At 70.9% G+C, this 25,091-nt stretch carries 27 protein-coding genes and 1 pseudogene; 11 read left to right on the forward strand and 17 right to left on the reverse strand.

The features are described 5' to 3' along the window. Nucleotides 1-127: 127 nt before the first annotated feature. Together MRBLWO14_RS12615 and MRBLWO14_RS12620 are read right to left on the reverse strand one after the other, a co-directional pair. Nucleotides 128-1,111: a cation diffusion facilitator family transporter gene (locus MRBLWO14_RS12615; RefSeq protein WP_341933508.1), complete on the reverse strand. Its 984-nt coding sequence runs from the start codon at nucleotides 1,109-1,111 to the stop codon at nucleotides 128-130. After that, on the reverse strand, nucleotides 1,108-1,584 hold the full coding sequence (locus MRBLWO14_RS12620) for a hypothetical protein (RefSeq protein WP_341933509.1): 477 nt from the start codon (nucleotides 1,582-1,584) through the stop codon (nucleotides 1,108-1,110). Before MRBLWO14_RS12620 ends, MRBLWO14_RS12615 begins: the two co-directional genes overlap by 4 nt. A 93-nt stretch (nucleotides 1,585-1,677) precedes the next feature. Here MRBLWO14_RS12620 and MRBLWO14_RS12625 point away from each other — a divergent pair, with 93 nt between their 5' ends. Continuing rightward, a complete protein-coding gene (locus MRBLWO14_RS12625; RefSeq protein ID WP_341933510.1) occupies nucleotides 1,678-2,961 on the forward strand; it encodes a hypothetical protein in 1,284 nt (427 codons plus the stop codon). A gap of 347 nt (nucleotides 2,962-3,308) precedes the next feature. Here MRBLWO14_RS12625 and MRBLWO14_RS12630 read toward each other — a convergent pair whose 3' ends face one another. The 8 genes and pseudogenes from MRBLWO14_RS12630 to MRBLWO14_RS12665 all read right to left on the reverse strand — a co-directional run bounded on the left by MRBLWO14_RS12630 (nucleotide 3,309) and on the right by MRBLWO14_RS12665 (nucleotide 9,398). Then, the gene (locus MRBLWO14_RS12630; protein ID WP_341933511.1) at nucleotides 3,309-3,866 is read right to left on the reverse strand and encodes a hypothetical protein; all 558 of its coding nucleotides are present in this window, start codon (nucleotides 3,864-3,866) and stop codon (nucleotides 3,309-3,311) included. Then, nucleotides 3,863-4,525, reverse strand: coding sequence for a hypothetical protein (locus tag MRBLWO14_RS12635; RefSeq protein ID WP_341933512.1), 663 nt, complete (start codon nucleotides 4,523-4,525; stop codon nucleotides 3,863-3,865). Before MRBLWO14_RS12635 ends, MRBLWO14_RS12630 begins: the two co-directional genes overlap by 4 nt. Nucleotides 4,526-4,567: 42 nt before the next feature. Then, complete coding sequence (locus tag MRBLWO14_RS12640; protein ID WP_341933513.1) at nucleotides 4,568-5,410, reverse strand: endo alpha-1,4 polygalactosaminidase; 843 nt, start codon at nucleotides 5,408-5,410, stop codon at nucleotides 4,568-4,570. Then, nucleotides 5,407-6,276: a CPBP family intramembrane glutamic endopeptidase gene (locus tag MRBLWO14_RS12645; protein WP_341933514.1), complete on the reverse strand. Its 870-nt coding sequence runs from the start codon at nucleotides 6,274-6,276 to the stop codon at nucleotides 5,407-5,409. Before MRBLWO14_RS12645 ends, MRBLWO14_RS12640 begins: the two co-directional genes overlap by 4 nt. Before the next feature lie 89 nt (nucleotides 6,277-6,365). Next, nucleotides 6,366-6,566, reverse strand: a pseudogene (locus MRBLWO14_RS12650) (DUF899 family protein); the annotation flags it as partial. 60 nt (nucleotides 6,567-6,626) lie between these two features. Next, entirely contained in the window at nucleotides 6,627-8,024 is a 1,398-nt protein-coding gene (locus MRBLWO14_RS12655; RefSeq protein ID WP_341933515.1) for an MFS transporter, read from the reverse strand. A gap of 9 nt (nucleotides 8,025-8,033) precedes the next feature. Further along, nucleotides 8,034-9,122 carry a YbdK family carboxylate-amine ligase gene (locus MRBLWO14_RS12660; protein WP_341933516.1) on the reverse strand — a complete coding sequence of 363 codons (1,089 nt, stop codon included), beginning with the start codon at nucleotides 9,120-9,122 and terminating at the stop codon, nucleotides 8,034-8,036. Nucleotides 9,123-9,131: 9 nt separating this feature from the next. Further along, on the reverse strand, nucleotides 9,132-9,398 hold the full coding sequence (locus tag MRBLWO14_RS12665; protein WP_341933517.1) for a Rho termination factor N-terminal domain-containing protein: 267 nt from the start codon (nucleotides 9,396-9,398) through the stop codon (nucleotides 9,132-9,134). Between the two features lie 121 nt (nucleotides 9,399-9,519). On the opposite strand from MRBLWO14_RS12665, the gene MRBLWO14_RS12670 reads away from it, so the two are divergent. Beyond that, on the forward strand, nucleotides 9,520-9,684 hold the full coding sequence (locus tag MRBLWO14_RS12670) for a hypothetical protein (protein ID WP_179297663.1): 165 nt from the start codon (nucleotides 9,520-9,522) through the stop codon (nucleotides 9,682-9,684). Nucleotides 9,685-9,735: 51 nt separating this feature from the next. Here the strand turns inward: MRBLWO14_RS12670 and MRBLWO14_RS12675 are convergent, their stop codons facing one another. After that, nucleotides 9,736-9,942: a CsbD family protein gene (locus MRBLWO14_RS12675; protein WP_341933518.1), complete on the reverse strand. Its 207-nt coding sequence runs from the start codon at nucleotides 9,940-9,942 to the stop codon at nucleotides 9,736-9,738. A 241-nt stretch (nucleotides 9,943-10,183) separates the two neighbouring features. Between MRBLWO14_RS12675 and MRBLWO14_RS12680 the strand changes: the two genes are divergently transcribed. Beyond that, the gene (locus MRBLWO14_RS12680) at nucleotides 10,184-10,561 is read left to right on the forward strand and encodes a hypothetical protein (RefSeq protein WP_341933519.1); all 378 of its coding nucleotides are present in this window, start codon (nucleotides 10,184-10,186) and stop codon (nucleotides 10,559-10,561) included. A gap of 44 nt (nucleotides 10,562-10,605) precedes the next feature. On the opposite strand, the gene MRBLWO14_RS12685 is transcribed toward MRBLWO14_RS12680, so the two are convergent. Beyond that, the gene (locus MRBLWO14_RS12685; RefSeq protein ID WP_341933520.1) at nucleotides 10,606-10,953 is read right to left on the reverse strand and encodes a hypothetical protein; all 348 of its coding nucleotides are present in this window, start codon (nucleotides 10,951-10,953) and stop codon (nucleotides 10,606-10,608) included. A gap of 321 nt (nucleotides 10,954-11,274) precedes the next feature. Between MRBLWO14_RS12685 and MRBLWO14_RS12690 the strand changes: the two genes are divergently transcribed. Next, entirely contained in the window at nucleotides 11,275-11,760 is a 486-nt protein-coding gene (locus MRBLWO14_RS12690; protein ID WP_341933521.1) for an FBP domain-containing protein, read from the forward strand. Nucleotides 11,761-11,800: 40 nt separating this feature from the next. Here MRBLWO14_RS12690 and MRBLWO14_RS12695 read toward each other — a convergent pair whose 3' ends face one another. Genes MRBLWO14_RS12695 through MRBLWO14_RS12710 form a run of 4 tightly spaced genes read right to left on the reverse strand, consistent with a single transcriptional unit; the run spans nucleotide 11,801 to nucleotide 15,776 of the window. Beyond that, entirely contained in the window at nucleotides 11,801-12,625 is an 825-nt protein-coding gene (locus MRBLWO14_RS12695) for a PaaX family transcriptional regulator C-terminal domain-containing protein (protein WP_341933522.1), read from the reverse strand. After that, the gene (locus tag MRBLWO14_RS12700) at nucleotides 12,618-13,892 is read right to left on the reverse strand and encodes an aminotransferase class V-fold PLP-dependent enzyme (RefSeq protein ID WP_341933523.1); all 1,275 of its coding nucleotides are present in this window, start codon (nucleotides 13,890-13,892) and stop codon (nucleotides 12,618-12,620) included. Before MRBLWO14_RS12700 ends, MRBLWO14_RS12695 begins: the two co-directional genes overlap by 8 nt. 1 nt (nucleotide 13,893) lies before the next feature. Next, nucleotides 13,894-14,925, reverse strand: a complete 1,032-nt coding sequence (locus tag MRBLWO14_RS12705; protein ID WP_341933524.1) for a hydrolase — start codon at nucleotides 14,923-14,925, stop codon at nucleotides 13,894-13,896. After that, a complete protein-coding gene (locus MRBLWO14_RS12710; RefSeq protein ID WP_341933525.1) occupies nucleotides 14,925-15,776 on the reverse strand; it encodes a tryptophan 2,3-dioxygenase family protein in 852 nt (283 codons plus the stop codon). The genes MRBLWO14_RS12705 and MRBLWO14_RS12710 overlap by 1 nt, the downstream gene beginning before the upstream one ends. A gap of 199 nt (nucleotides 15,777-15,975) precedes the next feature. On the opposite strand from MRBLWO14_RS12710, the gene MRBLWO14_RS12715 reads away from it, so the two are divergent. The 7 genes from MRBLWO14_RS12715 to MRBLWO14_RS12745 all read left to right on the forward strand — a co-directional run bounded on the left by MRBLWO14_RS12715 (nucleotide 15,976) and on the right by MRBLWO14_RS12745 (nucleotide 23,220). Then, the gene (locus MRBLWO14_RS12715) at nucleotides 15,976-17,277 is read left to right on the forward strand and encodes an extracellular solute-binding protein (RefSeq protein ID WP_341933526.1); all 1,302 of its coding nucleotides are present in this window, start codon (nucleotides 15,976-15,978) and stop codon (nucleotides 17,275-17,277) included. A 67-nt stretch (nucleotides 17,278-17,344) separates the two neighbouring features. After that, nucleotides 17,345-18,256 (forward strand): sugar ABC transporter permease, encoded by a 912-nt coding sequence (locus MRBLWO14_RS12720; protein ID WP_341933527.1) that lies wholly within the window; start codon nucleotides 17,345-17,347, stop codon nucleotides 18,254-18,256. Further along, nucleotides 18,253-19,143 (forward strand): carbohydrate ABC transporter permease, encoded by an 891-nt coding sequence (locus tag MRBLWO14_RS12725; protein ID WP_341933528.1) that lies wholly within the window; start codon nucleotides 18,253-18,255, stop codon nucleotides 19,141-19,143. The genes MRBLWO14_RS12720 and MRBLWO14_RS12725 overlap by 4 nt, the downstream gene beginning before the upstream one ends. Before the next feature lie 26 nt (nucleotides 19,144-19,169). Beyond that, nucleotides 19,170-19,874, forward strand: a complete 705-nt coding sequence (locus MRBLWO14_RS12730; protein WP_341933529.1) for a GntR family transcriptional regulator — start codon at nucleotides 19,170-19,172, stop codon at nucleotides 19,872-19,874. Beyond that, a complete protein-coding gene (locus MRBLWO14_RS12735) occupies nucleotides 19,871-20,575 on the forward strand; it encodes an N-acetylmannosamine-6-phosphate 2-epimerase (protein ID WP_341933530.1) in 705 nt (234 codons plus the stop codon). Before MRBLWO14_RS12730 ends, MRBLWO14_RS12735 begins: the two co-directional genes overlap by 4 nt. Beyond that, nucleotides 20,575-21,525: a BadF/BadG/BcrA/BcrD ATPase family protein gene (locus tag MRBLWO14_RS12740; protein ID WP_341933531.1), complete on the forward strand. Its 951-nt coding sequence runs from the start codon at nucleotides 20,575-20,577 to the stop codon at nucleotides 21,523-21,525. The genes MRBLWO14_RS12735 and MRBLWO14_RS12740 overlap by 1 nt, the downstream gene beginning before the upstream one ends. A gap of 189 nt (nucleotides 21,526-21,714) precedes the next feature. After that, nucleotides 21,715-23,220, forward strand: coding sequence for a glutamate--cysteine ligase (locus MRBLWO14_RS12745; RefSeq protein ID WP_341933532.1), 1,506 nt, complete (start codon nucleotides 21,715-21,717; stop codon nucleotides 23,218-23,220). A 24-nt stretch (nucleotides 23,221-23,244) separates the two neighbouring features. Here MRBLWO14_RS12745 and MRBLWO14_RS12750 read toward each other — a convergent pair whose 3' ends face one another. Beyond that, nucleotides 23,245-24,954, reverse strand: coding sequence for an amidase (locus MRBLWO14_RS12750; protein ID WP_341933533.1), 1,710 nt, complete (start codon nucleotides 24,952-24,954; stop codon nucleotides 23,245-23,247). Nucleotides 24,955-25,091 lie beyond the last annotated feature (137 nt).

Here is a 25,091-nt window from a genome sequence, read left to right on the forward strand (position 1 = left end):
CCGACCAGACGCCCCGGCACCGGTCGCCACCCCCGCGGCGATCGGTCTCGACGCCCGCCGCACGGATTCCCCCTTTTCCTCGTGCGGCGGGCGCCTCTCTGCTCGCGCCCCTGGCCGGTGATCGGGCTCAGTCCCGCCCAGACACGTCCGTCCCCGCCGGCAACTCGGCGACCGGAACGATCACGACCTCCTGCACCTTCCAGTCGAGGTCGGTGATCCGCGCGGCGAGGGCGTCCGTCTGCTCGAGCGTCACGCGCGAGCGCCGAGGCACGACGAACGCCTCGATGTGGAAGACCTGCCCCTGATCCCGCATCCGCACCGACGCCTCCTCGACCCACGGCTGCGAGCGCATGGTCGAGAGGATGTCGCCGGCCAAGGGATGCGGATGCTCGCTGTCGAACGTGCGGGCACGCTGGTCCATGAGGTCGATGATGGCGGTCTTGGTGTTCTTCACCCCGTCCCACACGATGCCGAGCGAGATGAAGAGGGCGGCGGCGCCGTCGAGCCACCACAGGCCCGCACCGACTCCCAGCACGCCGACGATCGACGCGACGGTCGTCTGCCAGTCGGCCTTGGCCATGTCGGCGTCGGCGTACAGCAGCTTGTTGTGCAGCACGGGGGCGAGTCGCGCCTTGGCCGGACCGTAGAAGAACACGGGGCCGACGATGATCACGGCCATGACGGCGACCATGAACCATCCGAGCCAGACGGTGTGACCCCAGAGGTTCACGGTGCCGATCGTGGGATGTTCGGCGGCGATCAGCCCGGTCACGGCCTCGATCGCGAGGTTCGCACCCACGGCGAGCAGCGCGACTCCGGCGACGAGGTGCCCGACGCCCATCGCGCGGTGCAGTCCGTACGGATGCTTCACGGTCGGACGCCGCCGCACGAAGAGCAGCGCGACGAGGAACGCGAACTGGGGGATGAGCGACAGCATGTCCTCGATCCAGGCCGTGCGCATGGCCTGCGAGCCGCTCACGACCAGCGCGATCACCGCGATCGTCACCGAGGTGTACGCGATCGTGAACCACTCCCACCTGATCGCGCTGCGCAGCGCCTTCTGCTGCTCCTCGGGCAGCTCGGTGCGTCCGATGCGGTCGAGGGCCCTCACGATCCGACCTCCTCGTCGAGGTAGGTCTCGAGCGCGCTGAGGAACCCGTTCTCGCCGAGCGGCACGAGCATCACGATCGATCGCCCGTCCGCGCCGTCGATCCCGGGGTATCCGCGCGTGATGCCGGCTCTGTCGAGCCAGGGGCTCCGGTCGGTCATGCCGCCGACGACGAGGTCCAGGTCGCCGCGCTCCAGCATCCCGACCAGCGTCTCCTCCGAGCCCTCCGTCCAGTCGACGTCGGCGTCGACCGTGTCGGCGAAGCCGCTCACGAGCTCGGGCAGGCTGCCGTCGGGGGCGCCGCCGCCGTCGTCGGTGATCAGTCCGGGGTCGGGCGAGAAGCCCACCCGCAGCTCCGCGCCGCGCACGTTCTCCAGGGTGCCGTCGGGGTCGGTGGGAATCGTGAGCCCGCACCCCGAGAGCCCGGCGGCGAGCAGCAGCGCCGCCGTGGCCGCGCCGATTCGTGTCGTTCTCATGGCGGCATGATCCCGCCGTCTCTCTCGCGGTCGCAATGCTGTTGACGGGCGCTGTCGGCGAGGCTAGCGCCGCATCCCCGCTACGGTAGGCACATGCGACAGGCCCTGCGGACGTTCGGACGCATCCTCGCCGGGCACTGGCCCGCTCTCATGGCCTGGTATCTCGGGGGCGAGGCCGTGCACCGCGTGCTCATCGAGCTCGCGGGCGTCGTCGGCGGCCTCACGACCCTCGGCGGTCTGCTGCTGCTTCCGCTCGCGGTCGCCGCGCGCCTCGTCTCGTACGTGGCGATGTACCTGACGGTTCGTCCTTCGCTGCCGCACAGCAGGCGGGAGGATGCCGGCGGCGCCCGCGAGTTCGCCTCGGCCACCCTCGCCGCGATCCTGCCGTTCTTCGCGTTCTACACGGCGTGGGGAATGCTCGACGCGGACCAGATCGAGTTCTTCCGCATCGCCAGTGCGATCGCGCTCGCCGACTCCGGGTACCAGCTCGATCAGGTGGGCGACCGCGGCGGCCTCATCGGGGTCGGCGTGCTGCCCGTGGCGGTGCTCGTGATCGCGCTCGCCGCCCGCATCGTCTATCTGCGGTTCGCCGACCGACTGCCGCGCGGGGTCGTGGTGTTCGCGGTGTACGCCGAGGTGCTGTGGACCTTCATGCTCTTCACGCTCGTGGCGCGGTGGTGGAGCGGCGTGCTCGCCTGGTTCGGCGAGCGCGAGGTCGTGAGCCGCCTGCAGGTGTTCGGCGACTGGTTCGCCGTGAACCTCGCGCCGGTCGCGGCGGTGTGGGAGGCCGCGACCTGGATCGTGGGCATCGTGATCGCCGCTGTGATCGTGCCCGCGGCGTGGCTGACGGTCGCCGGTGTCGTGTTCGGCACGACGTTCGACTCGACCCCCGGGTTCTCGCGCTGGGGCTCGGGTGCTGCGCGCGGCACCGCGATGAGCATCGCCCGCACGCTGGTGATGCGGCTCGAGGGACTCTGGGCGGCGGTGGCCGTGATCTGGCGCGGTGGACCGCTGCTGTTCGGCGCGTACGTGCTCGCCTACGCGCTGTGGGCTCTGGCGGAGCAGTCGGGCACGCGCGGTCTGCTGCAGCTCATCGGCGGCCACGAGTCGTCGTTCTGGGCGGGGGCGTTCCCGCTCGCGACGCTCGCCGTCGCGGCCTTCGCCGAACCGCTCCGCGTCGCGATCGTCGCGACCGCCTACGACGAGGTCATCGGCCGCCCGCAGGCGGGACTCGACACGCGCCCGTCAGGGTTCGACGAGGAACCGGGCGGTCACGTCGTCGCCGCCCTCGACGTCGAGGAGGAGCGGCCCCTCGGCGTCGTCCGGCAGCAGGAACACCGCGAGGATGCGGTACGACGACCCCTCGATGGTGCATGACCTCTCGTCCTCGTCGTAGGGCACGTCGAGTCCGTCCCGCGAGCTCAGCCAGGTGCGCGAGGTCGCGGGCTCGGTCACGCTGATCGTGCAGGAGCCGGCCTCCGGCCCGCCGCTCGACGTCAACCGCACGCTCAGCGACCGCGTGCCCTCCGGCGCCTCGAACTCGCCCCATTCCGCGCCGGACAGCGACAGCGTCTGACCCGCCACGTCAGCGCTGGATTCCGCCTCCACGACGCGGCTCTCGGGGCGGATGGCGGGGAGCACGTCGAGCCAGACGTAGGCGCCCACGACGGCCACGATCGCGACGGCGAGCGCGAGGAGCGCGACGCGCTGCCGACGGAGCCGGATCACGGCGTCACCAGTCCGGAGCGGGTGATCTCGACGGTGTCCTCGCGGGCGATGCCGTCGAGGGGGAGCGCGATCACGACGAGGTCGTCGAGCTCGGCGGTGTAGTAGTCGGGGGTCAGTCGCAGCTCGGCGGTGCCGGAGTCGACGTCGGCGGGGAGCTCGAACGCCAGCATCCCGACGGTGTCGATGCCGACGCGCAGCGGCGTGCCGACCAGCGACGCCGTCGGGCGCTCGCTCGCCTGGAACACGCGGTCGCCGATCGCGAGGGTCGCGAGTCGGATCGACGCATCGATCTCGGTTTCGGGCGCCGAGACGGTCACGGTCACGACGAGCCAGTTCCCCTCGGCGCTCCAGCCGTCGTCGGTCTCGACCGTCTGCGCGAAGCGCGCCTCGACGGCCGTGGCGACGAGCGCCCGCGACGATACGGTCTCGTCCATCGCCCCGCGCCGCTCGATCGGGGCGACGAGCGCGTCGTCGTCGGGTGTGAGCGCGACGAGCGCCCCGGCACCGACCACGAGGCAGGCGCCGATGATCCAGGGGAGGGCGCGGTTTCTCATCGGTCCTCCGATGCGGTGGCGACCACGCGGGCGACGAGACCGTCGGGTCGCCACGTCACGACGCGCGACGAGAGGATGACGGTGCCGCGGCTGACCTCGGCCTCGTGCACGTCGAGGGCGACGGCGCCGTCGGCGAAGGCGTTGGCGGGCACCGGCCAGGCGATCGTGACCTCGTCGGGGACGCCGGGCTGCAGGACGACCTGGCCGGCGGAGCCGTCGGCCCGCCAGACCGTCGCGCTGCCGGTGGCGTCTGCGCCGTGCAGGTCGAGCAGCGGCTCGGCGGTGTTCACGAGATTCGCCTTGAGCAGGTCGGCCGTCGTGCCGACGCCGATCGGCGCGTCGGCGAGGTTCTCCATGCGCGCCGTCAGCACGAGCAGCTTCTCGCCGGGCTCCGCCTCGAGGTACTCGGACTCGACGGCGTCGGCGAACGCGACGTCGAGCACGGTGATCGCATAGGTCGAGGTGCGCACCTCGTCGCCCGCCCCGACCTCGGCGGCCTCGGTCGTCGAGCGCGCCAGACCTCCGGTCACGATCACGATCACGACGACGAGGAGGACGGATGCCGCGACCACCCACACCCATCGGGGAACCTCGCGCAGCGCGCGGCCCCACCGTGACAGCACGGCGCCGACCCGCGTCTGCTCCCCCGAGATCGTCACGGGGCCAGCCTAGTCAGACCACGGGCCGGGGCGTGGTCGGCGTCAGCGACAGGTCTCGAACACGTGCCCGTCGGCGTCGGCCGGCTGCAGGTCGCGGTCGCGCAGCACCATCGACACGGGCGAGTCGGGGTCGGTGCACATCTCGGCGAACGGGCGGGGCAGCTCGTCGGTGTACTCGATGTCGATCACCTGGTGGTCGTACACCGCCGTGTAGGCGCCGCACTCCTCGTACGCCGCGCACTCCTCGACCACCGCGAAGTCGAAACCGGCGCGGTCGCGCAGCGCAGCGGCATCCTCGGCGGCGTTCTTCTGCCCTGCCGCGAGACCCGATGCGTGCGCCCGCTCGACGAGCAGCGTCGCGAGCGCGAGGTTGTCGTCGAGGGTGAGCGCGTCGTCCGAGCGCGTGTACGAGTCGAGGTTGTCGAACTCCACGGCGTCGAAGCCCGACTCCGCGCACCCGTCGATCCACGCGCCGACCGCGGCGGCGATCCGGTCGCGGCGCTCGGCCGTCGACGTGTCGAGGAGCGCCTCGTCCGGCCAGTCGGGGTCGAAGACGGGCTCGCCGTCATCCTGGAGGAGCAGGTCGCCCGCCCAGTCGTCGAGCTCGCCCGGCTGGGTCTGGAAGCCGTTCACGTAGCAGATCGAATAGACGCCGTCGGCTGGGTCGGCCGACCGGTCGCGCCCCACGATGCCCACCCCGTCGGCCGGCTCGTAGGCGCCGCCGAGCTGGTAGTCGGGCACCGCCCCCGCCGGGAGCAGCGCGACGTCAGCGGATCCGGCCCCCGACGCGGTCGGCTCGCCCGACGCCACCTGCTCGCCGGCGCAGCCGACCAGCGCCACGCCGACGACGGCTGCGGCGAGGAGAGCGGATGCCGCGCGCCTCACCGCAGCAGCGCGGAGTCGTCGGCCGTGCGGTCGAGGTGCCCCTTGACGAGGAACACCGCGACGATCGCGATGATCACGTACAGGTACACCGACAGGCCCGCGAACGTGAGCAGCGGACTGCCCGTGCCGGAGCCGCTGTCGACGCCGCCCGTCGCGAGGAACGTCGTCGGATCGGTGATCGCGTGCAGCAGGATCGGCCAGACGAGGCTGCCGGTCGCGCGGAGCGTCAGGTACATCGCGACCCCGAAGAAGAACGTGAAGCCCATCGTGAACAGCACGGTGCCGACCGGCTGCCCGCTGATGAGGTTCGTCGAGTGCAGGAGTGCGAAGATCAGCGAGGAGAGCACCATGACCCAGCGCTCCGAGTACCCGCCCTTGCGCAGCAGGTTCACGGCGAGGCCGCGGGTCAGGAGCTCCTCCGAGAGGCCGACGAAGAGCCCGGTGAGGAAGGTGAGGAGGATCACGCTCACCGAGTAGGCGCTCCAGTCGGTCGCGCCGACCCGCAGCAGCGCCGCGATCACGACGATCACGGGCGCGATCCACATCCAGCCGCGACCTCGGCCCGGCTGGCGGCCGAACAGCTCGGGGAGCCATCGCACCGAGGCGGCGAAGGCGAGCAGGATGACCGAGCCGAACACGACCGGGAGCAGCAGCGTGATCGCGACGCTCGCCGGGTCGCCGAACGGGTTCGTGACGTCGTACTGGCCGCGGAACACCGCGCCGATGAGCTGCGACGCCCCGATGTAGAGGGCGATGTAGACCGCGGCGACGAGGATCGCGCGCCACCATCCGCCGCGTTCCCAGAAGCGCTGCCAGGGCGAGGAGGCGGAGGAGGAGCGGCGGGGAACGGCGGTCGCGTCAGTCACGAGTCACACCGTACAGCTCGGCGATCTCCCTCGACCCCATCCCCTGTGCATAAGTCGGATGCTGCGGCCACCCCTCCGGGGAGTCCTCCCACCTCGGCCAGACGCACCGGGCCCTCGGCGCCCACCAGCGTGTACTCGGGCAGCTCGACCATGGGCAGCCGGCGCCGCTGCGCGGCGATCGCGTCGAGCTCGCGCGTCGCGGCCTTCTCGCGCACCCGGAGATCGGCGAGCTCGCGACGCCAGGTGGCGGCGTCGACGACGGGCGGGAGGGCGTTCTGGCGCGTGCTCACGGCTGGCCTCCGATGATCGGCGGGATCGTGCCCCCAGTCTGCGCCCGACCGCCGACAGCGTCAACGATCCGCGGCGTCTGCGGCCGGAGCCGGCTCCTCCTCGGCGGGGTTGCGGCGGATGCCGATCCACGACACGACCCCGCCGAGCACGAGCAGTGCCGCGGTCACCCAGGTGGCGTTGTGGAAGCCGCCCAGGTCGAGGGTGCCGCCGATGATGGTCGAGAGCATCGCGACCACGAGGAGTCCGGCCACCCGCGAGACGGCGTTGTTCACGGCCGAGGCGATGCCCGAGCGCGACTCGTCGATCGCGCCGAGGATCGCCGAGGTCAGTGGTGCGACGGTCAGCGACAGCCCGAGCCCCATCACGATCATGGCCGGGAGCACCTGCCACCAGTAGTCGAAGTCCTCGGCGACGAGCAGCAGCAGGACCGCGCCGGCAGCCATCACCAGCGGACCGACCGTCATGAAGATGCGGGGCCCGAACCGGCCGGCCCACGAGCCGGCGCGCGAGCTGAGCAGGATCATGAGGATCGTCATCGGCAGGCTCGCGAGACCGGCCGCGGTCGCCGAGAGGCCGGCGCCCTGCTGCAGGTACACGCCGATCACGAAGCCGTTGAGCGACAGGGCGGCGTAGACGAAGAGCGTCGCGAGGTTTCCCCACGCGAAGTCCCGCACACGGAACAGCGACAGCGGCATGAGCGGTGCCGCCGAGCGCTGCTGACGCACGAGGAACAGGGCGAACAGTGCGGCGCCGACCACGCCGGGCAGCCAGATCGCGGGGGAGCCCCAGCCGAGGTTGGGCTGTTCGATGAGCGCGAAGACGACGGCGCCGAGGCCGACCGCGCAGAGGATGCCGCTGACCCAGTCGACCCGCACGCCGCTCGGTCTCTCGTTCAGCTTCAGCCGGGCGAGCAGCAGCAGGGTCACGCCGATCGGCAGGACGTTGATGAGGAAGACGAACCGCCAGGAGAGGAAGTCGACGAACAGTCCGCCGAGCAGCGGGCCGACCAGCTGCGCGCCGGTCGTGAACGCCGTCCACACGCCGATGGCCCGCGCCTGCACGTCGGACCGCATGGTTGCGGTGATGAGCGCCAGCGAGCTCGGGACCAGCAGGGCGCCCGCCGCGCCCTGGGCAGCGCGCGCGATGATCAGGACGAGGGGATCCGGCGCTGCTGCGACCGCGATCGAAGCCACCCCGAAGGCGATCAGGCCCACGCGCATCACGAGCACCCGGCCGTAGGCGTCCGACAGCGACCCCGCGAGCAGGATCAGCGCGCTGAGCGTGATGAGGTACGCGTCGACGACCCACTGCTGCGTGGTGATGCCGCCGCCGAGCTCACGGCTTATGGCGGGCAGCGCGACGGTGACGACGGTGCCGTCGAGGAACGTCACGAACGAGGCCAGCACGGCGACCGAGATCACCAGTCGCTGCAGGGGAGCGAAGCGCGAGGATGCCACAGGCCGACACTACTGCGGCTCGGCACCCCCGCGGGCGGTCGTCGCCCGGTAGAGATCGCGGAGCCCGACGAGGCCCTGCTGCTCGAAGGCGCGGAGCTGACGCTGCGCGCCGGTGCCCTGCTCCCGCACCCGGGCGAGCTGCGCGGTCGCGAAGGCGTCGTCGCCCTGCGCGGCGAGCGCGGGCGCGGTGCGCGACAGCATCCGCTCGATCACGTCCCACGTCGGGGCGGCATCGCCCGTGGTCGGGTCGACGATCCTCGCCTCCTGGCCGAAGCGGGAGGCCGTCCACAGGGAGGCGTCGATCGCGTCGAGCGTGATCTCGGGGCCGTCGTCGAGGTCGTCGCTCGCGACGAGAGCGCGGCTCAGCGCCACCGCCAGCGTCGCGTCGTCGACGTCGAGCTGCGCGTCGCACACGCGGACCTCCACGGTCGGATAGCGCTCCGACAGCCGGGCTGTCCAGCCGATCGACGAGGCCTCGGTGATGCCGCGCAGCGCCAGCAGCCCGTCGACGCGCGCCCGGTAGTCGGTGTAGTCGTGCGCGTGCGGCGGCGTCCACCCCGTGGGCAGGCGCCGGGTGAGGATCGACCGCCAGCTCGCGAAGCCGGAGGGTCGGCCGTGTGCGAACGGCGAGTTGCCGGTGATCGCGAGGAGCGCCGGCATCCAGGCGCGGATGCGGTTGAGTGCCCGCACGCGCTCCTCGTCGTCGTGCACCTCGACGTGCACGTGCAGGCCGTTGACCTCGTGCGTGCGGGTCAGCCCGCCGAGGATGCCCGCGACCTCGTCGTAGTGCGGCGAGGGCGAGACGACCGTCTCGTCGGACCACACGAACGGAGTGCCCGTGGCGGCGACGATCGCGCCGTCGGGCGCGGCCTCCGAGGCCATCGCGGTGCGCATGCCGTGCAGCTGACCGACGGCATCCGCTGTCGTCTCGAGCGGAGACGAGGCGGTCTCGAGCTGAGAGGTGAGGAACTCCGGGGTCACCGCGCCGCCGGCGCGCTGACCGACCAGGCGGTCGCGGAGTCCCTGGTTCATGGTCAGGGGAACGAGAGTGTCTTCGTCGAGGAGGAAGAACTCCTCCTCGACGCCGAACCTGGCCACGACCGTGCCCTAGTGGTTGCGCAACGCCGAGATCAACTCGGCCTTCCGCTTGCCGCTGTACCCGGTGAGGCCGAGTTCCTTCGCGCGCTTCCGCAGCTCGGGGACAGTCCAGTCCTCGTAGTCGCCGTGCTCGCCGCCGCGGCGGCCGACGGCGCTGCGGCCCTCCTTGGCTGCCGCGTTCGAGATGCGCGCGGCCTTCTCCTTCGACGCTCCCTCGTCGCGGAGCTCCTCGTAGAGCTCCGGATCCTTCAGGGAGCTGTTCCTGCGTCCTGGCATGTCGTTCTCCTCACTCACGTCGCACTGCTCTGCGTCAAGCCCCTCGTGCGGGGCGTTCGTCCGGGTCTACCGTGAAGCCATCGAGACGGGCGTGCCCTGCGCCCCGGAGAAGGGAAGACCGATGAATATCCTTCTGATCATCGTCATCGTGATCGCCGTCATCCTGGCCATCACCGGCGGACTGGTGCAGTCGCTCCAGTTCCTCCTGTGGGTGGGTCTGGTCCTGCTGGCCATCGCCGTGATCGCCTGGTTGATCCGATCCATCTCGGGTAACCGCACGCGCTGACCCGTCACCCAGTGAGGCCCGCTTCGGCGGGCCTCACTGCTGTGTGAGGGCTTATTCCTTGAAGCCGTCGCGGATGCTCTCGCCCGCCTTCTGCGCGGCATCCTTGACGTTCTCGCCGGCCTGCTTGGCCGAGGCCTTCGTCTGGTCGGCCAGGCCCTCGGCCTTGAGGCGCTCGTTATCGGTCAGCTTGCCGACGCCCTCCTTGACCTTCCCGCCCAGCTTCTCGGCGTTGTTCTTGATGTCGTTGTCTGCACTCATGATGCGTCCTTTCATCGTCCGATCAACGGGACTGCCACCCTCGCACGGGGCCTGCGAACCGACCACGGGATTGACAACGGACCCCGCGCATGACAGCACGATCCGACGGTCGACGCGCACGGGATCCGGGGCTACTGTGGGCCACAGGCGGGTGGTCCTGCCCGCTCTCACACCCGGCTGAGGCCGACGACGGAAGCGGTGCGCGATGGACTCGACGATGATGGACGCCTGGCGGACGAACATGACCTCGGCCCCCGAGGCGACGACCATGGACCTGGCGGCGATGGACATGTCGGTGCTGCAGGCATGCATGGACGCGTGCTCGGCGTGCGAGCAGGCGTGCACGGTGTGCTCGACGCAGCTCATGGACTGCGCACCTGCCTGCATGAACTGCGCGGACATGTGCAACACGATGATGCGCTCCCTGATGCGGATGCAGGGCATGACCCCCGCGTCGATGATGGCCATGCTCGACGCGTGCATCGCCATGTGTCAGACCTGCATGGACGAGTGCATGGAGCACGCGGCGCACAGCGACGTCTGCCGCATGTGCGCCCAGGCCTGCCAGGCGTGCATGGACGCCTGCATGGCCGTGCGCGACATGATGGTCCCCGCCTGACGCGGATCGTCGAGCGAGGAGCGCAGCGACGAGACGGAAGCGCCTCAGTCGCGCGCGACGTTGAACTGGATGCGCCCGACGGCGAGCACCCCGTAGCGCTCGTGCAGGGCGACGGGCGTGCCGGCCGGAGCCTCGAGCGCGGCACCCGCCGCGTTCCAGAGCGCGTGCGCGACGCCGTCGAGCGTGCGCACCACGACCTCGCCGGTGCGCGGGTCCGCGTGCTCGACGATCGCGTCGACCCACTCCGAGGGCGTCGCCGATGCGAGCCTGGCCTGGATGAGGTGCAGCGCGTGACCGGGTGCATGCGAGGAGCAGGCGTCACCGCGGTGGCACATGCACGCCGAACGCTCACGCACCGTCGAGGGTGAGAGGCGGTTCTGCGGCGTGGACACGGCTGGCTCCTTCAGGATGCGGTCGGGTGGGCGTTCCGGCCAGCGTAGGCGCGGCATCGGCCGGAGTGAACCCGCACCGACACGAGGCGAAACAAACAGGCGTATACTCGCCGGGTGCTGTTGTCGATGAGCGCTCCCGGGATGCCGGTGCGGGCGCGGAGCGGAGCCGCAGGCGCATCTCGCGCCGCGGGCAGAGGCTGACGATCGGCCGGAGGCGGAACATCCCGTCGCCGGTGTCGCGTCGTACCCGGCATCCTGCCGGTCCTCTCTTCCGACCCCCAGCCGCCGTCGGCGGCCTGTTCTGAAAGCACACACACTCTCATGCGTCCCATCGACGAGCGCGCCCTGCGCGCCTCCTTCATCAACGCCACCCGCAAAGAGGTCTCCGACATCTCGCTGCCGCCCGGCTTCGACGAGATCGACTTCGACAAGCTCGACTACCTCGGGTGGACCGACCCCAAGCTGCCGCGCCGCTCGTACGTCGTGGTGTGGATCGACGACGTCGTCACCGGCGTCGTCCTGCAGCGCGCCGAGCAGCGCGTGCTCGCGCGAGCCCAGTGCTCGTGGTGCGAGGACGTGACGCTCCGCAACGACGTGCAGCTCTACACCGCCCGCAAGGCCGGGCCGGCCGGACGCAAGGGCGACACGATCGGGAACCTGACGTGCGCCGAGTTCGGCTGCTCGAAGAACGTGCGCGTGCTGCCGCCGCTCGCGTACCAGGGGTACGACCGCGAGCTCGCGCGCGAGATGCGGATTATGAAGCTCCAGGAGCACGTACAGGCGTTCGTCAGCGCGGTCGCCGGCTGAGCGAGGCCTGAGGCGCGCGCCCGGTGCGCCTCCGGCCGGGTCAGGATGCAGCGACGACGGCGCGCACGTGCGCGTGGGCGGCGTCGTCGAGTTCCGCGGAGAGCCGCGCGAACTCGTCGACGCTGCGTCGACCCGGCCAGTCAGCGGGGAGCATCGCCGGCGGCAGGCCCGGATCGACGTAGGGGAGCACCCGCCACCGGTCGAGCAGGTGCACGTACGCCGCGAACGGCGCGGAGGGCAGCGTCTCGAGCGATCGCTGGAAGGCGAGGTGCTCGGCGCGGAGCGCGGCGAGGTCCCACCAGCGGGCGGCGGCGTCGGCGACCGATCCCTCGACGACCGGGTGCGCGCCGCGGAAGAGCGTGACCCAGTCCCGTGCACCGAGCCCGGCGACGGTCTCCTCGACCTCGCCCTGCAGGTGGCCCGGACAGATCAGCAGCGCGGCGGAGACCGCGCCGGCGCCGATCCACTGCAGACGGCGACGCAGCTGATGCCGCACGCTCCTCGCGCTCTCCGGGATCGAGAACGACACGAGGCACCACGCATCGGCGTCCGTCATCTCGCGCATCTCGAAGATGCGTCGGTCTCCGCGTTCGAGCATCGCGACGGCACCCGGGTCGAGGCGGTAGCCCGGCGCGTCGCGACGCTCGGCGAGCAGGAGGCCCTTCTGCTTGAGGCGCGTGATCCCGGTGCGCGCCTGCGCGGCGGGGATGCCGAGGTCGACCGCCAGCGCGACGAGATCGGCCGTCGAGATCCACCCGCCCAGCGGGCGCAGGTACAGGCCGATCAGCGTTCGCAGCAGCGACGCGGTGCTGCCGGGGCGGGCGTCGATGTCGTCGAGCACCGCCGCGGCACCCGTGTCAGTCACGCGCGTCCAGAGCGTCGCGAACAGCGAGCACGCCGCGGACCGTCTCGGCGTACGACGTGCTGAGCGGAGAGAGTCCGAGACGGATGCCGTCGGGGAACCGGAAGTCGGGGATGATCCCGTCGGCCCAGAGCCGCTGCGTCACGGCGCGGAAGTCGGGGTGGCCGATCGTGACGTGTCCGCCGCGCGCCGCGGCGTCGCGCGGGCTGAGCAGCCGCACGCCGAGCGGCGCGAGCACCTCGTCGTAGGCGCGCACCGCGAGGTCGGTGAGCGCCTGCGACTTCTCGCGCACGGCGTCGATCGTCGCGTGCTCGATGAGGTCCAGCATCCCCTGCATCGCGAGCATCGACGTCACCGGCGGGGTGCCGCTCAGCAGCTGGCGGATGTCGGAGGCCGGCACGTACTCGGGGCCCATCGCGAAGATGTCGGCCGCGCTCCACCACCCCTGGATCGGCTGCCGCAGCACGCCCTGCAGCGAATGGCGCAGGTAGGCGAATGCCGGGGAGCCGGGCCCGCCGTTGAGGTACTTGTAGGTGCAGCCGACCGCGAGGTCGACGCCCCACGCGTCGAGCTGCATGGGCACGACGCCCGCCGAGTGGCACAGGTCCCACATCATCAGCGCGCCGGCCTCGTGCGCGGCCGCGGTGATCGCCGGCATGTCGGCCAGCGCGCCGGAGCGGTAGTCGACGTGGCTGAGCGACACGACGGCCGTGCGGTCGGAGATCGCCGCGACGACGTCGGCGACCTGCACGCCGTGAACGGGATCGGGGTCGATCCAGCGGATCATCGTTCCGGTCTCGGCCGCCACGCCCTCGACGAGGAAGCGGTCGGTGGGGAAGTTGCCCCGCTCCATCACGATCTCGGTGCGGGCCGGGTCGTGCGCGACGGCCGCCCGCAGCAGCTTGTAGATGAGCACGCTCGTCGAGTCGGCGACGACCGTCTGACCGGGCTCGGCGCCGAGGGCGATCGCGCCGATGCGGTCGCCGAGCTCCAGCGGGAGTGCCATCCACTGCTCGTCCCACGAGCGGATCAGCCGCGTGCCCCAATCGTCGCGCGCGAATGCCGCGAGGCGTTCCGGCACGTCGCGCAGCGGGCGGCCGAGCGAGTTGCCGTCGAGGTACGCGTGCACCCCCGGCGCATCGGCGAACGCGTCCAGGTGCGCGCCGAGCGGGTCGGAGGCGTCGAGGGCGGCGGCGAGCTCGCGCAGCGTCTCGTCGGCGGAGGTGTCGACGGCGTCGGCTGCGGTGTCGGGGGTGTCGGGCTGGGTCATGTCAGGCCTCCAGATCGGCGGTGGTCAGAGGGCGGGCGAGGGTCGGGTCGGCGTCCGGATGCGGCAGGACCAGCAGCACGGAGGCCGGGTCGCGGGGATCCACGGGGGCGAGGGCGCGCAGGAGCGGGATGCCGTCGATCCCCGCCTCGCGCAGCGCCGCGACCTCGAGGGCGTTCACATCGACCGGCGTCGGGCCGTTGCCCATGTCGGTGCCGTACAGCACGGTGCCGCCTGCGGCGCGGAACCGGCGCACGTTGTCGACGGGGATCGCCCGCAGGTCGCCGTGGATCGCGAGCGTCGAGATCCACGACACGGATGCCGCCTGCTCGGCGATCTCGTCGTCGGTGAGTCGTTCTGAGAAGGGCGCGTGCGCGAGGGCGTCGACGCCCAGGCGGGCGACCCGCTGCGCCTCGCCGACACCTTCGGCGTGCGCGACGACCGGCAGGCCGCGTGCGCTCGCCGCATCGACGATGGTGCGGAACGACTCGTCGGAGAAGACAGGACCGGCCGTGCTGTTGCTCGCGACCTTGATGCGGGTCGCCCCGGCATCCGCCATCTCGGCCACGACTGCGGAGGCCTGCTCGGCGTCGGCGATCTCGCGGAACGAACCGGGCGGCGCCCAGGAGCGGTCGGACGGGTAGCCGCCGACCGGCGTCAGGAACGCGCCCGCGTACTCGATGCGGGTGGCGCGTTCCGTCTCGTCGCTGCGCTCCTCGCTCGACGACCGGGGTCCGTCGCCATCCCGGTCGCCCCGCGAGCGGAGCGGGCCGACACGCGCTGCGCGCGCGTACGACGCGACGACCCCGGGGTTCGCCCCGAGGTCGACGACCCGCCCGAGCCGCGAGCCGGCGAGCCGCTCGTGCTCGACGAGCTGCAGGTGCACGTGGTGGTCGGTGAACCCGCCGACGATCACGCCGTCGAGGCGGGGGAGGTCGGATGCCGCGGGCTCGCCGCGTAGCAGCATCCGCTCGCCGGCGAGGGCGACGACGCCCTCGCGCCATCCCTCGCCGTCGAAGAACGCGGCGGCCCTCATCAGCCGCCGATCTCGGTGCGCACGGTGTAGAGCTCGGGGAAGAAGGTGAGGTCGAGCGCGCGCTGCAGGAAGCCCACGCCGCTGGACCCGCCGGTCCCCGTCTTCATGCCGATCGTGCGGGCCACGGTCTTGAGGTGGCGGAAGCGCCAGAACTGGAAGTTGTCCTCGAGGTCGACGAGGTCTTCGCACGCCTCGTAGAGGTCCCAGTGGGTGCCCGGGTCCTGGTAGATCGCGCGGATCGCCGGGACGAGCTCGGGGGTCTCGCGGTACGGCAGGCGCACGTCGCGGTCGAGGATCTCGGCGGGCACCGGCAGTCCGCGGCGGGCGGCGAAGCGCAGGAACTCGTCGTACAGCGTGGGCTTCTCCCATTCGGCTTCGAGCAGCGCGCGGTGGGCGGGGTGGTCGGAGAACACGCTGAGCATCTTCTCGTTCTTGTTGCCGAGCGCGAACTCGACGGCGCGGTACTGCACCGACTGGAAGCCGGACGAGTTGCCGAGCGCGCCGCGGAACTGCGCGTACTCGGTCGGGGTGAGTGTCGCGAGCACCGACCACTGCTGCGTGATGACGTCCTGGATCCGCTTGATGCGCGCGATGCGCTTGAGGGCCTCGCGCAGGTCGTCGCGGGCGAGCAGTTCGCGCGCGGAGGACAGCTCGTGCAGGAGCTGCTTGAGCCAGAGCTCGGTGGTCTGGTGCTGGATGATGAACAGCATCTCGTCGTGGTGCTCGGGGACGCTGACCGGATGCTGCGCGGTGAGCAGCTGGTCGAGCGACAGGTACGACCCGTAGGTCATACGCCCGGACAGGTCGGTCACAATGCCCTCTTCGAGTGCGCGCTCGTTCTCGGTGCTCATGGCACGAACATATCACTTTCGTGCCGAGCGTCACAGAGGTGAGATATGAACGGTGCCCTTGCAAACTGGACCGTACCAATTGTTTCAAACAGGTTACGTTTCGGGCATGTCGGCAGATACGGTGTCATAGTCGTTCGTGAACTGGACCGTACCACTTGGAGGAAAGATGCGAAGGACGAGAACACTCACCCTGGGTGCCATGGTCCTGTCAGCGGCGCTGCTGGCAGGATGCTCCACCGGCACGAGCGGCTCCGGCGGCTCCGACGGATCGGGAGAGGGCACCGTGAAGCTGGTCGCCTGGCCCGGCCCGGAGGGCGATGCGATGGCCGAGGTCGTCGACGCCTACAACGCCGGCCAGGGCAAGGACGACGGCATCGAGGTCGAGCTGACCCTGCTGTCGCGACAGGACACCTTCTCCAAGGAGACGGCGCTCATGGCGTCGAAGTCCTCCGACGTCGACATCTACTTCACGGCGTCGTACAACATCGGACAGTTCGCGCCGTCGCTCGACCCCCTCACCGACATCGACACCTCCGCGTACTTCCCGGTCGCGGCCGAGGGTCTCACCTACGAGGACGAGCTCTACGCGCTGCCGCTCGACGTCAGCAACCACTTCCTGCTGTACCGCAAGGACCTCACCGACGCCCTGCTCGCCGACCCGGCCGCGCAGGCCGAGTACGAGAAGATCAGCGAGACCGTGCTCGGTGAGAAGCGCGCCCCGAAGGACCCGACCGAGTGGGACCTCGACGACTTCAAGGTCGCCGCCGCCTACTTCTCGCAGAGCACGAACCCGGCGTCGCCCACGGAGTACGGCACGATCCTCCAGGCGAAGAACCTGCTCTACAACACGATGATCTGGAACGACGTGCTCTGGGGCTACGGCGGCAACTGGGAGGAGGACGGCAAGGCCGCCCTCACGAGCGACGCCGCGAAGAAGGCCGTGCAGCTGTACGCCGACATCTACGAGAACAAGTGGACGTCGCCCGACAGTGCCCAGGCCGAGTTCCCCGAGACGCAGGCCGCGCTGCAGTCCGGCGACACCGCGTTCGCGATCCAGTGGTCGGCGGCGTTCGCGCAGCTCAACGACCCCGAGCAGTCGCCGGACGTGGCGGGCAAGATCGCGATCGCGCCGGTCCCCGGCGGGCAGACGCACGTGCACGCGCTCGCTGTCTCGCTGAACAAGTACAGCGAGAACAAGGATGCCGCGAAGAAGTTCCTCTCGTTCCTCGCGACGACCGATGCGATGACGCAGTACGCCGAGGCCGGCGGCATCCCCGCGATGCCCGAGGTGCTGGAGGCGCAGGCGTCGCTGAACCCCGCGTTCGCTCAGGTCTCCGACAGCATCTCCGAGTACGGATTCTCCGAGCCCGTGTTCCCGCAGACGTTCCAGGCGTACAGCAAGCTCGCCGAGGACCTCAGCGGGGCGTGGGTCGGCCAGACCGACGTCGACGAGGCGCTCGAGACGGCCAACGCCAACCTGCAGGAGCTGCTCGACCGCTGATGCCTCCGGGGCGGGCGCACGGCGCCCGCCCCGGACACCACGACACCTCGAGGAAGGTCGAAGTGCCATGAGTCACACCGCCGAACGCGCGAGGACGATCAGCGCGGAGCGCCGCAAGCGCACCGTCGCCGCGACCGTGCTCAGCCTGCCGCTGATCCTGTTCGCAGCGGTCTTCGTCATCTACCCCCTGGCCACGGGAGCGCTCACCGCGTTCCAGAGCAGCACGCTGCTCGATCAGTCGAACGAGCTGAACGGCATCGACAACTTCATCTCGTTGTTCCGCAGCGACGGGTTCGCCAAGGCCGCCGGGTTCACCGTCGGGTTCTCCGCGCTCGTCGTCGCGATCGAGATGGTCCTCGGCTTCGCACTCGCGCTGCTGATGAACCGCGCCTTCCCCGGCAAGAAGCTCTTCTTCACGCTGCTGCTGCTGCCGATCATGATCGCGCCCGCCCTGCTGGGCGTCATGTTCCGGCTGCTGCTGAACGGCGACATCGGCGCGTTGCCCACCCTGCTCGAGAGCGTCGGGCTCAGCGTCTCCCTGTTCTCACCGGACTCTGTCGTGCCGCTCCTCGTCGTCCTCGACGTGCTGCAGTGGACGCCGTTCACCTTCCTCATCATCTACGCGGGGCTGCAGTCGCTGCCGAAGGAGCTCCTCGAAGCATCCGCGATGGACGGGGCCGGTTACTTCCGCTCCCTCTTCTCGATCGTCGTGCCGGTGCTGAAGCCGGTGCTCTTCGCCGCGTTCTTCCTCCGCGCCATCGACGCGATCCGCACCTTCGACGTCATCTACGTGCTGACCGCCGGCGGACCGGGCACCACCACCACGACGCTCAGCATCTACATCTACAAGACGGCGTTCGAGGCGGGCGACTTCGGCAAGGCGGCCGCCGCCGCGCTCGTCGTGCTCGTCTGCCTGCTGCCGTTCGTGCCGTTCATCGTGCGACGCATCACCTCGACCGGAATGGAGGGGAAGCGATGACCACCGAGACGCTCGTCCGCCCCGCGAAGGGCCGCGCACGCTCCGCGGCATCCGACCCCCGCCCGCTGAAGTCGGGCCGCCGCTGGCTCTTCACCGCGCTCGCCGCGATCGTCGCGCTGATCGTCAACGTGCCGCTGCTGAACGCGGCGCTGGTGAGCTTCAAGCCCGACGGCGAGATCGCGAAGAACCCGCTCGCGCTGCCCGCCTCGCCCACGCTCGACCACTACGCGAACGTGCTCTACGCCTCGGGCTACGACTTCCCGCGCTTCTTCGTGAACTCGGCGCTGATCGCGGTCGGCACGGTCGTGGTCGTGCTCGTGATCGCCATCCCCGCGACCTATGCGATCGTGCGCCTCGGGTTCGGCGGTCGGTGGATCATCAGCAGTGCCTCCGGCCTCCGTCTGCTGCCGGCGATCTTCTTCGTCGTGCCGTTCTTCCTGCTGTTCTCGTCGCTGGGGCTGCAGGACACCATCCAGGGACTCATCGCGGCGAACGCGTTCCTCAACCTGCCGCTCGCGATCATCCTGCTCTCCTCCGCCCTCGGCGACATCCCGCAGGAGATCGAGGAGGCCGCGGCCGTCGACGGAGCCAACATCTACCGCACGCTCGGATCGGTCGTCATGCCGCTGCTCGCGCCGACCGTCGTCGCCGTCTCGGTGCTCGTCTTCATCTTCAGCTGGAACGACTACCTGTTCGCGCTCGTGCTCTCGACGTCGAACGCCACGCCGGTGACGCTGGGAGCGGCGAACTTCATCACCAGCACCGGCATCCGCTGGGGCGACATCTCGGCGGCATCCGTGCTGTCGACGCTGCCGCCGCTGCTCTTCGCGGTGTTCGCCCAGCGATACCTTGTGAGTGGGCTGTCGTCGGGCGCGGTCAAGGGATGAACCGGGCAGTTCAGGAGGGACGGACGATGCCGCACAAGTACGAAGAGGTCGCAGCCAGCATCCGCGAATCGATCGCGCAGTCGATGTCACCGCACGACGCCCTCGCCTCGGAGCGCGAGCTCATGGCGATCCACGGCGTGAGCCGGATGACGGTGCGGAAGGCGATCGCGACCCTCGTCGACGAGGGACGGGTCTACAACGTGCACGGCTCGGGGACGTACGTCGGCTCCGCCGACATCTTCTCGAAGACGCCGAAGCTCACGTCGTTCACGGAGGACATGATCAGCCGCGGCTCTGTTCCCTCGTCGCGGGTGCTCGAGCTCGCTCGGGTGGATGCTCCGGATGCCGTCGCCGCAGCACTCGGCCTCGCCGCCGGCGCCGAGGTGACGCACATCCGCCGACTGCGTCTCGCCGACGACGTGCCGATCGCGATCGAGGACGTGTACGTGCCCGTGTCGGTGCTCGCGATCGAGTCGCTGAACCTCGGCGCCTCGCTCTACGAGCAGCTGCGCGAGGCCGGGCACGACGTCTTCCGCGCCGAGCAGGAGATCAAGGCGATCACCCTGACCGATCAGGAGAGCCAGCTGCTGGAGGTACCCGCAGCCGAGGCCGCGCTCGCCGTGACCCGGGTGAGCTCGTCGCGACGCGGGCAGCTGATCGAGTTCGCCCGCACGATCTACCGCAGCGACCGCTACACCTTCCAGCTCGCCGTCACGAGGGACGACAAATGACCTCGGCGCACACCGACATCGCCCTGCCCGCCCGGTTCCGCGCCCTGCGCGGCGGTCTCGTCGTGTCGTGTCAGGCATATCCGGGGGAGCCGCTGCGCCACCCGGAGTCCATGGCCCGCATCGCGCAGTCGGCGGTGACCGGCGGCGCGGTGGGGATCCGCGCGCAGGGGCTCGACGACATCCGCGCGATCGCCGAGGCCGTCACCGTACCGCAGATCGGTCTGTGGAAGGTCGGAGCGGACGGCGTCTTCATCACCCCGACGCTCGAGCACGCGCTCGCGGTGGCGGAGGCCGGGGCGGACATCGTCGCGATCGACGGCACGCGGCGACCGCGCCCGGACGGGCTGACGCTCGCCGAGACGATCCGCCGGTTCCGCGACGAGACCGGACTGATGATCATGGCCGACGCGGGCAGCGTCGACGACGCGCTCGCCGCAGAGGACGCCGGCGCCGACGTCGTCGGCACGACGCTGTCGGGATACACGGGAGAACGTCCCGTGTCGGACGGGCCAGACCTCGAGCTCGTCGAGATCCTGGCCTCGCGGCTCACCGTGCCCGTGCTCGCGGAGGGGCGGATCAGGACACCGGCGGAAGCCAAAGCCGCGCTGGATGCCGGTGCCTACTCGGTCGTCGTCGGCACAGCCATCACGCACCCCGCCACGATCACGTCGTGGTTCGTCGACGCGATCACCGCGGTGTGATGACCGACGGGGAGGGCGCGGACATGGTGGGGCTCGCGATCGACATCGGGCAGACGCAGGCGCGCATCCGGGTGCTCGGCGCTGCGGGGGCGAGCGCGGGCGAGCATGAGGTGCGGGGCTTCGCCTACGGCGGCGATCTGCTCGCCGTGATCCCGGAGATCGTGGACGACGCGGCCGGCGTGCGGGGTCTGGACAGGATCGATGCGGTGACGGTGGGGAGCACCGGGCTGTACGGGCGGGTGCCGGCGGTCGACGGCATGGCGCACCGGCTGCATCGCGACCACGGTGTGCGGCGCACGATCGTCGCGGACGACGCGGTCACCGCCTACCTCGGTGCGAGAGGGGATGCGCACGGGGTCGTCGTCGCGGCGGGCACCGGCATGGTCGGCCTCGGTCTCGGACCGCGAGGTGCCGCACGGGTCGACGGGGTCGGCGGCATGATCGGCGACGACGGCGCGGGATGGTGGATCGGTCGCCGAGGGCTCATCGCGGCGATCAGTGCGGCGGACGGGCGTGCTCCGGCGTCGCGCGCGCTGCTCGCACGGCTGGAATCGCGGTTCGGAGCGGTGGCGGAGTTCCCCGCCGTGCTCGCCGCTGACGAGCATCCGGTCGCCGTCGTCGCGTCGTTCGCCAAGGACGTCGCCGAGGTCGCGCGCGAGGGCGACGAGGTCGCGACGGGCATCTGGCGGGAAGCCGGGGCGCACATCGCGGGTGTCGTCGTGGCGGCGGCGACGCGGTCGGGGCTCGACGGCGAGGTGCCGTGGGTGCTGCTGGGCCGCCTCGGTGCGGCGGACGACCTGCTGCGGCCGGGATGGGAACCCGTGCTGCGTGCGGGGCTGCCCGGTGCGGCGCTCGTCGCGCCGGACGGGATGCCGCTCGACGGCGTCACGCGGCTGCTCGACGTCGATACGGCGCGGTTCGGCGCGATGGTCCGCGCGGTGGAGCTCTAGGGACGGAACCGCGTCGCGTGTTTCTGGCGAACGGCCGGGCCCCGAGTCTCGTCTCGTTCCGCGCGTTCAGCGATCGGGCCCCCACGGCTCGTTGAGCGAGGAGCGCAGCGCCGAGACGAAACGCGGGGACCGCCGAGATATGGGTGTCCTTCCTCGACGTGCAGACTCCCGATCGATACCGTCGAACACATGGGCGACAGCATCGAAGCGCGGACTTTCACGCGCCAGGACCGCACGCAGTTCCGCGCGAAGACCGAGCGGTGCCTCGACGCGCTGGCGTCCATGCTCGCGGACGGGCGGTTCGCCACCGTCGATGCGCCGGACTCCCAGCTCGGGATGGAGATCGAGCTGAACCTGGTCGATGAGCACGGGGCTCCCGCCCGGAGCAACGAGGCCGTGCTCGAGGCGATCGCGTCCCCGGCATTCCAGACGGAGCTCGCACGCTTCAACGTCGAGATCAACGTGGCGCCCCGGCCCATCGGACGCGGCCATCTCCGAGAGCTGGAAGACGTCTTGCGCGGTGCGCTCGACGTCGCGGACCAGCGGGCGCGATCGACCGGCAGCGGCCTGGCGATGATCGGGATGCTCCCGACGCTCGACGAGACGCACTTCACGGAGCGCTGGTTCTCGGCAGATCCGCGCTACAGCCTGCTCGGGCAGCAGATCCTCGCGGCGCGCGGAGAGGACATCGAGCTGCAGATCGACGGTGTCGCGCTGGGCGACGACCACCCCGCCGACCAACTCGCGATGGTGTGCGACACGATCCTGCCCGAAGCTGCGTGCACGTCCGTGCAGCTGCACCTCCAGGTCGCCCCCGACTCGTTCGCCTCGTACTGGAACGCGGCGCAGGCGATCGCCGGCCCGCAGGTGGCGCTCGCCGCGAACTCCCCGTTCTTTGCGGGCAAGGCGCTCTGGCACGAGACCCGGATCCCGATGTTCGAGCAGGCCACAGACATCCGTCCGCAGGAGCTCAAGAACCAGGGCGTGCGGCCGCGCGTGTGGTTCGGAGAGCGCTGGATCACGTCGATCTTCGACCTGTTCGAGGAGAACTCGACCTACTTCTCGGCCCTGCTGCCCGTGTGCTCCGACGAGGACCCGTTCGAGGCGCTCGACGAGGGGCGAGCCCCCGAGCTGTCCGAACTCCGCATGCACAACGGCACGGTCTACCGCTGGAACCGTCCGATCTACGACGCCGGCGACGGGACCGCGCACTTGCGCCTCGAGAACCGGGTGCTGCCCGGCGGCCCGACCGTCGTCGACGTCATGGCGGATGCCGCGTTCTACTACGGACTCGTGCGGAGCACGGCTGAAGCCGACCGCCCCATCTGGACGCAGATGACCTTCGACGCCGCCGCCGAGAACCTGCGGGAAGCCGCGCGCGGCGGCCTCGAATCGCGGTTGTACTGGCCGGAGGTCGGCTGGATCAGCCCGCGCGAGCTCGTGCTGCGGCGGCTGCTCCCGGCCGCGGCCGAAGGATTGGACGCGTTCGGCGTCGATCCGGACGTCCGCGACCGGTACCTCGGCATCATCGAGCAGCGGTGCCTCACCGGCCGCAACGGTGCCGTCTGGCAGCGCGAGAACGTGGCGGCTCGCGAGCGGTCCGGCGCGTCACGCACCGACGCGCTGCACGGCATGCTCGCGGACTACATCGAGCGGATGCAGTCCGGCGAGCCCGTGCACACCTGGACGCACTGACCTGGACGCCCGCCGGGCTGGCCGCTACAGAGCCGGTGTCCGCGGCGGGGGAGTGCGACGGTCCCCGGCGGCGCCGACCGCCTCGAACGCCGTCGCGAGCCGCAGCAGCGCCGAGTCGTCGTAGGCGCGTCCGGCGAACGTCAGCCCGATCGGCATCCCGATGTCGTGCATGAGCCCCATCGGCACCGTGACCGTCGGGATGCCGAGGTGGCGCACCGTGAGGTTGCCGTTCGCGATCCAGGTGCCGTTGCGCCAGCCGAGATCCGCCGACGCCTCGTTCACGTCCATGTCGGCGGGCCCGACGTCGGCGACAGCGGGGAACACGACGGCGTCGAGCCCCAACTCGTCCATCCACTCCTCGAGGTCGATGCGGCGGGTCTCCTCCAGACCGCGCAGTCCCTCGGGCAGCTCCGGCATATCGGCGATGCCTGTGCCGGGGTGGTCGCGCACCCAGTCCGGGTACTCGGCGATGTCGTCGTCGAATCCTGTGTAGCGGTCGGGCAGGGCGCCCTCGGGGTGCGGGAAGATCGTCGCCCCATCGACGGCGGCGAGCGTCGACAGCCGGGGGTCGCCGTTCGCCTGCAGGAAGTCCTCCCACGCCCACGCCGACAGGTCGACGATCTCGCGGCGCAGGTACTCCGCAGACACGAGCCCCCTCGTCGCGATCGTCGGGGCGCCGGGGCGATCGCCCTCGTAGTTCGACACGACGGGGAAGTCGACCTCCACGACCGTGGCTCCGGCGGCTTCGAGGTCGCGCCGCGCGGCCTCCCACCGGGCGATCACCGATGCACGGGTGTCGATCCGCTGGCCCGTGGGACCGCCGATACCGGGGGAGGGAGCCGTGCCGGCATCCGCATCCGCGTTGATGTACAGGCGGGGGATGCCGATGCGCACGCCGTCGAGCGACGCCGCGTCCGCGAGAGCCGGATACGACTCTGGCCGCACGACCGATGCGGCGGGAAGCGGGATCCACGGCTGGGTGCGCCAGAAGTCGCCGCGGGTCTCGACGTCGTCGGCGACGATCACGTCGAGGACCTCGAGCAGGTCGGCCATCGTGCGGGTGTGCGGGACGACCACGTCCATGGTCGGCACGAGCGGCCAGTTGCCGCGGGTCGAGATCACGCCCCGCGAAGGCGTGTACGCGCACAGGGCGTTGTTGGTGGCGGGTCCCCGCCCGCTCGACCAGGTCTCCTCGCCGAGGCCGAAGGCCGCGAAGCTCGCGGCGGTCGCCGTGCCCGACCCGTTCGACGAGCCGGACGCGAACGGCGCCGTGAGGAAGTCGGCGTTGTAGGGGCTCTCGGCACGGCCGTAGACGCCGCGCTGCATGCCGCCGTTCGCCATCGGTGGCATGTTCGTCAGACCGAGGCAGATCGCGCCGCCCGCGCGCAGCCGCGCGATCGTGAACGCGTCGCGCTGCGCCACGAGCTCGGCGAACGCCGGACTGCCGGATGCCGCGGTGAGACCGCGCACGAGGTAGCTGTCCTTCGCGGTGTACGGGATGCCGTCGAGCGGGCCGCGCGTCTCGCCGCGCGCCCGCCGGGCGTCGGAGGCCTCGGCCTCGGCGTGCGCCTCCGGGTTGCGGACGACCACGGCGTTCAGCGCCGTCGCGGTATCGGGCCCGTCGTACGCGTCGATGCGCGCGAGGTAGGCGTCGACGAGCTCGACCGCCGTGACGGCTCCGCTCTCGAGCGCGTGGCGGAGCTCGGCGATGGAGGCTTCGTGGACTTCGATCATCGGTCTACCTTCGATGGGGCGTTTCGTCTCGTCGCTGCGCTCCTCGCTCAACGACCCGGGTGGGGTGCTGTGCGCTCGCTCAGCGACCGGGGGTGGGGTGCTGTGCGCTCGCTCAGCGACCGGGGGTGGGGTGCTGT

This window comes from Microbacterium sp. LWO14-1.2 (genome assembly GCF_038397715.1).
Classification (GTDB): Bacteria; Actinomycetota; Actinomycetes; order Actinomycetales; family Microbacteriaceae; genus Microbacterium.

Coding starts and splice junctions, on each gene's coding strand:
- MRBLWO14_RS12620 (WP_341933509.1), bottom strand. CDS start 1,584: ATGAGAACGACACGAATCGGCGCGGCCACGGCGGCGCTGCTGCTCGCC.
- MRBLWO14_RS12625 (WP_341933510.1), top strand. CDS start 1,678: ATGCGACAGGCCCTGCGGACGTTCGGACGCATCCTCGCCGGGCACTGG.
- MRBLWO14_RS12630 (WP_341933511.1), bottom strand. CDS start 3,866: ATGAGAAACCGCGCCCTCCCCTGGATCATCGGCGCCTGCCTCGTGGTC.
- MRBLWO14_RS12665 (WP_341933517.1), bottom strand. CDS start 9,398: ATGCCAGGACGCAGGAACAGCTCCCTGAAGGATCCGGAGCTCTACGAG.
- MRBLWO14_RS12670 (WP_179297663.1), top strand. CDS start 9,520: ATGAATATCCTTCTGATCATCGTCATCGTGATCGCCGTCATCCTGGCC.
- MRBLWO14_RS12675 (WP_341933518.1), bottom strand. CDS start 9,942: ATGAGTGCAGACAACGACATCAAGAACAACGCCGAGAAGCTGGGCGGG.
- MRBLWO14_RS12680 (WP_341933519.1), top strand. CDS start 10,184: ATGACCTCGGCCCCCGAGGCGACGACCATGGACCTGGCGGCGATGGAC.
- MRBLWO14_RS12690 (WP_341933521.1), top strand. CDS start 11,275: ATGCGTCCCATCGACGAGCGCGCCCTGCGCGCCTCCTTCATCAACGCC.
- MRBLWO14_RS12700 (WP_341933523.1), bottom strand. CDS start 13,892: ATGACCCAGCCCGACACCCCCGACACCGCAGCCGACGCCGTCGACACC.
- MRBLWO14_RS12705 (WP_341933524.1), bottom strand. CDS start 14,925: ATGAGGGCCGCCGCGTTCTTCGACGGCGAGGGATGGCGCGAGGGCGTC.
- MRBLWO14_RS12710 (WP_341933525.1), bottom strand. CDS start 15,776: ATGAGCACCGAGAACGAGCGCGCACTCGAAGAGGGCATTGTGACCGAC.
- MRBLWO14_RS12715 (WP_341933526.1), top strand. CDS start 15,976: ATGGTCCTGTCAGCGGCGCTGCTGGCAGGATGCTCCACCGGCACGAGC.
- MRBLWO14_RS12720 (WP_341933527.1), top strand. CDS start 17,345: ATGAGTCACACCGCCGAACGCGCGAGGACGATCAGCGCGGAGCGCCGC.
- MRBLWO14_RS12725 (WP_341933528.1), top strand. CDS start 18,253: ATGACCACCGAGACGCTCGTCCGCCCCGCGAAGGGCCGCGCACGCTCC.
- MRBLWO14_RS12730 (WP_341933529.1), top strand. CDS start 19,170: ATGCCGCACAAGTACGAAGAGGTCGCAGCCAGCATCCGCGAATCGATC.
- MRBLWO14_RS12735 (WP_341933530.1), top strand. CDS start 19,871: ATGACCTCGGCGCACACCGACATCGCCCTGCCCGCCCGGTTCCGCGCC.
- MRBLWO14_RS12740 (WP_341933531.1), top strand. CDS start 20,575: ATGACCGACGGGGAGGGCGCGGACATGGTGGGGCTCGCGATCGACATC.
- MRBLWO14_RS12745 (WP_341933532.1), top strand. CDS start 21,715: ATGGGCGACAGCATCGAAGCGCGGACTTTCACGCGCCAGGACCGCACG.
- MRBLWO14_RS12750 (WP_341933533.1), bottom strand. CDS start 24,954: ATGATCGAAGTCCACGAAGCCTCCATCGCCGAGCTCCGCCACGCGCTC.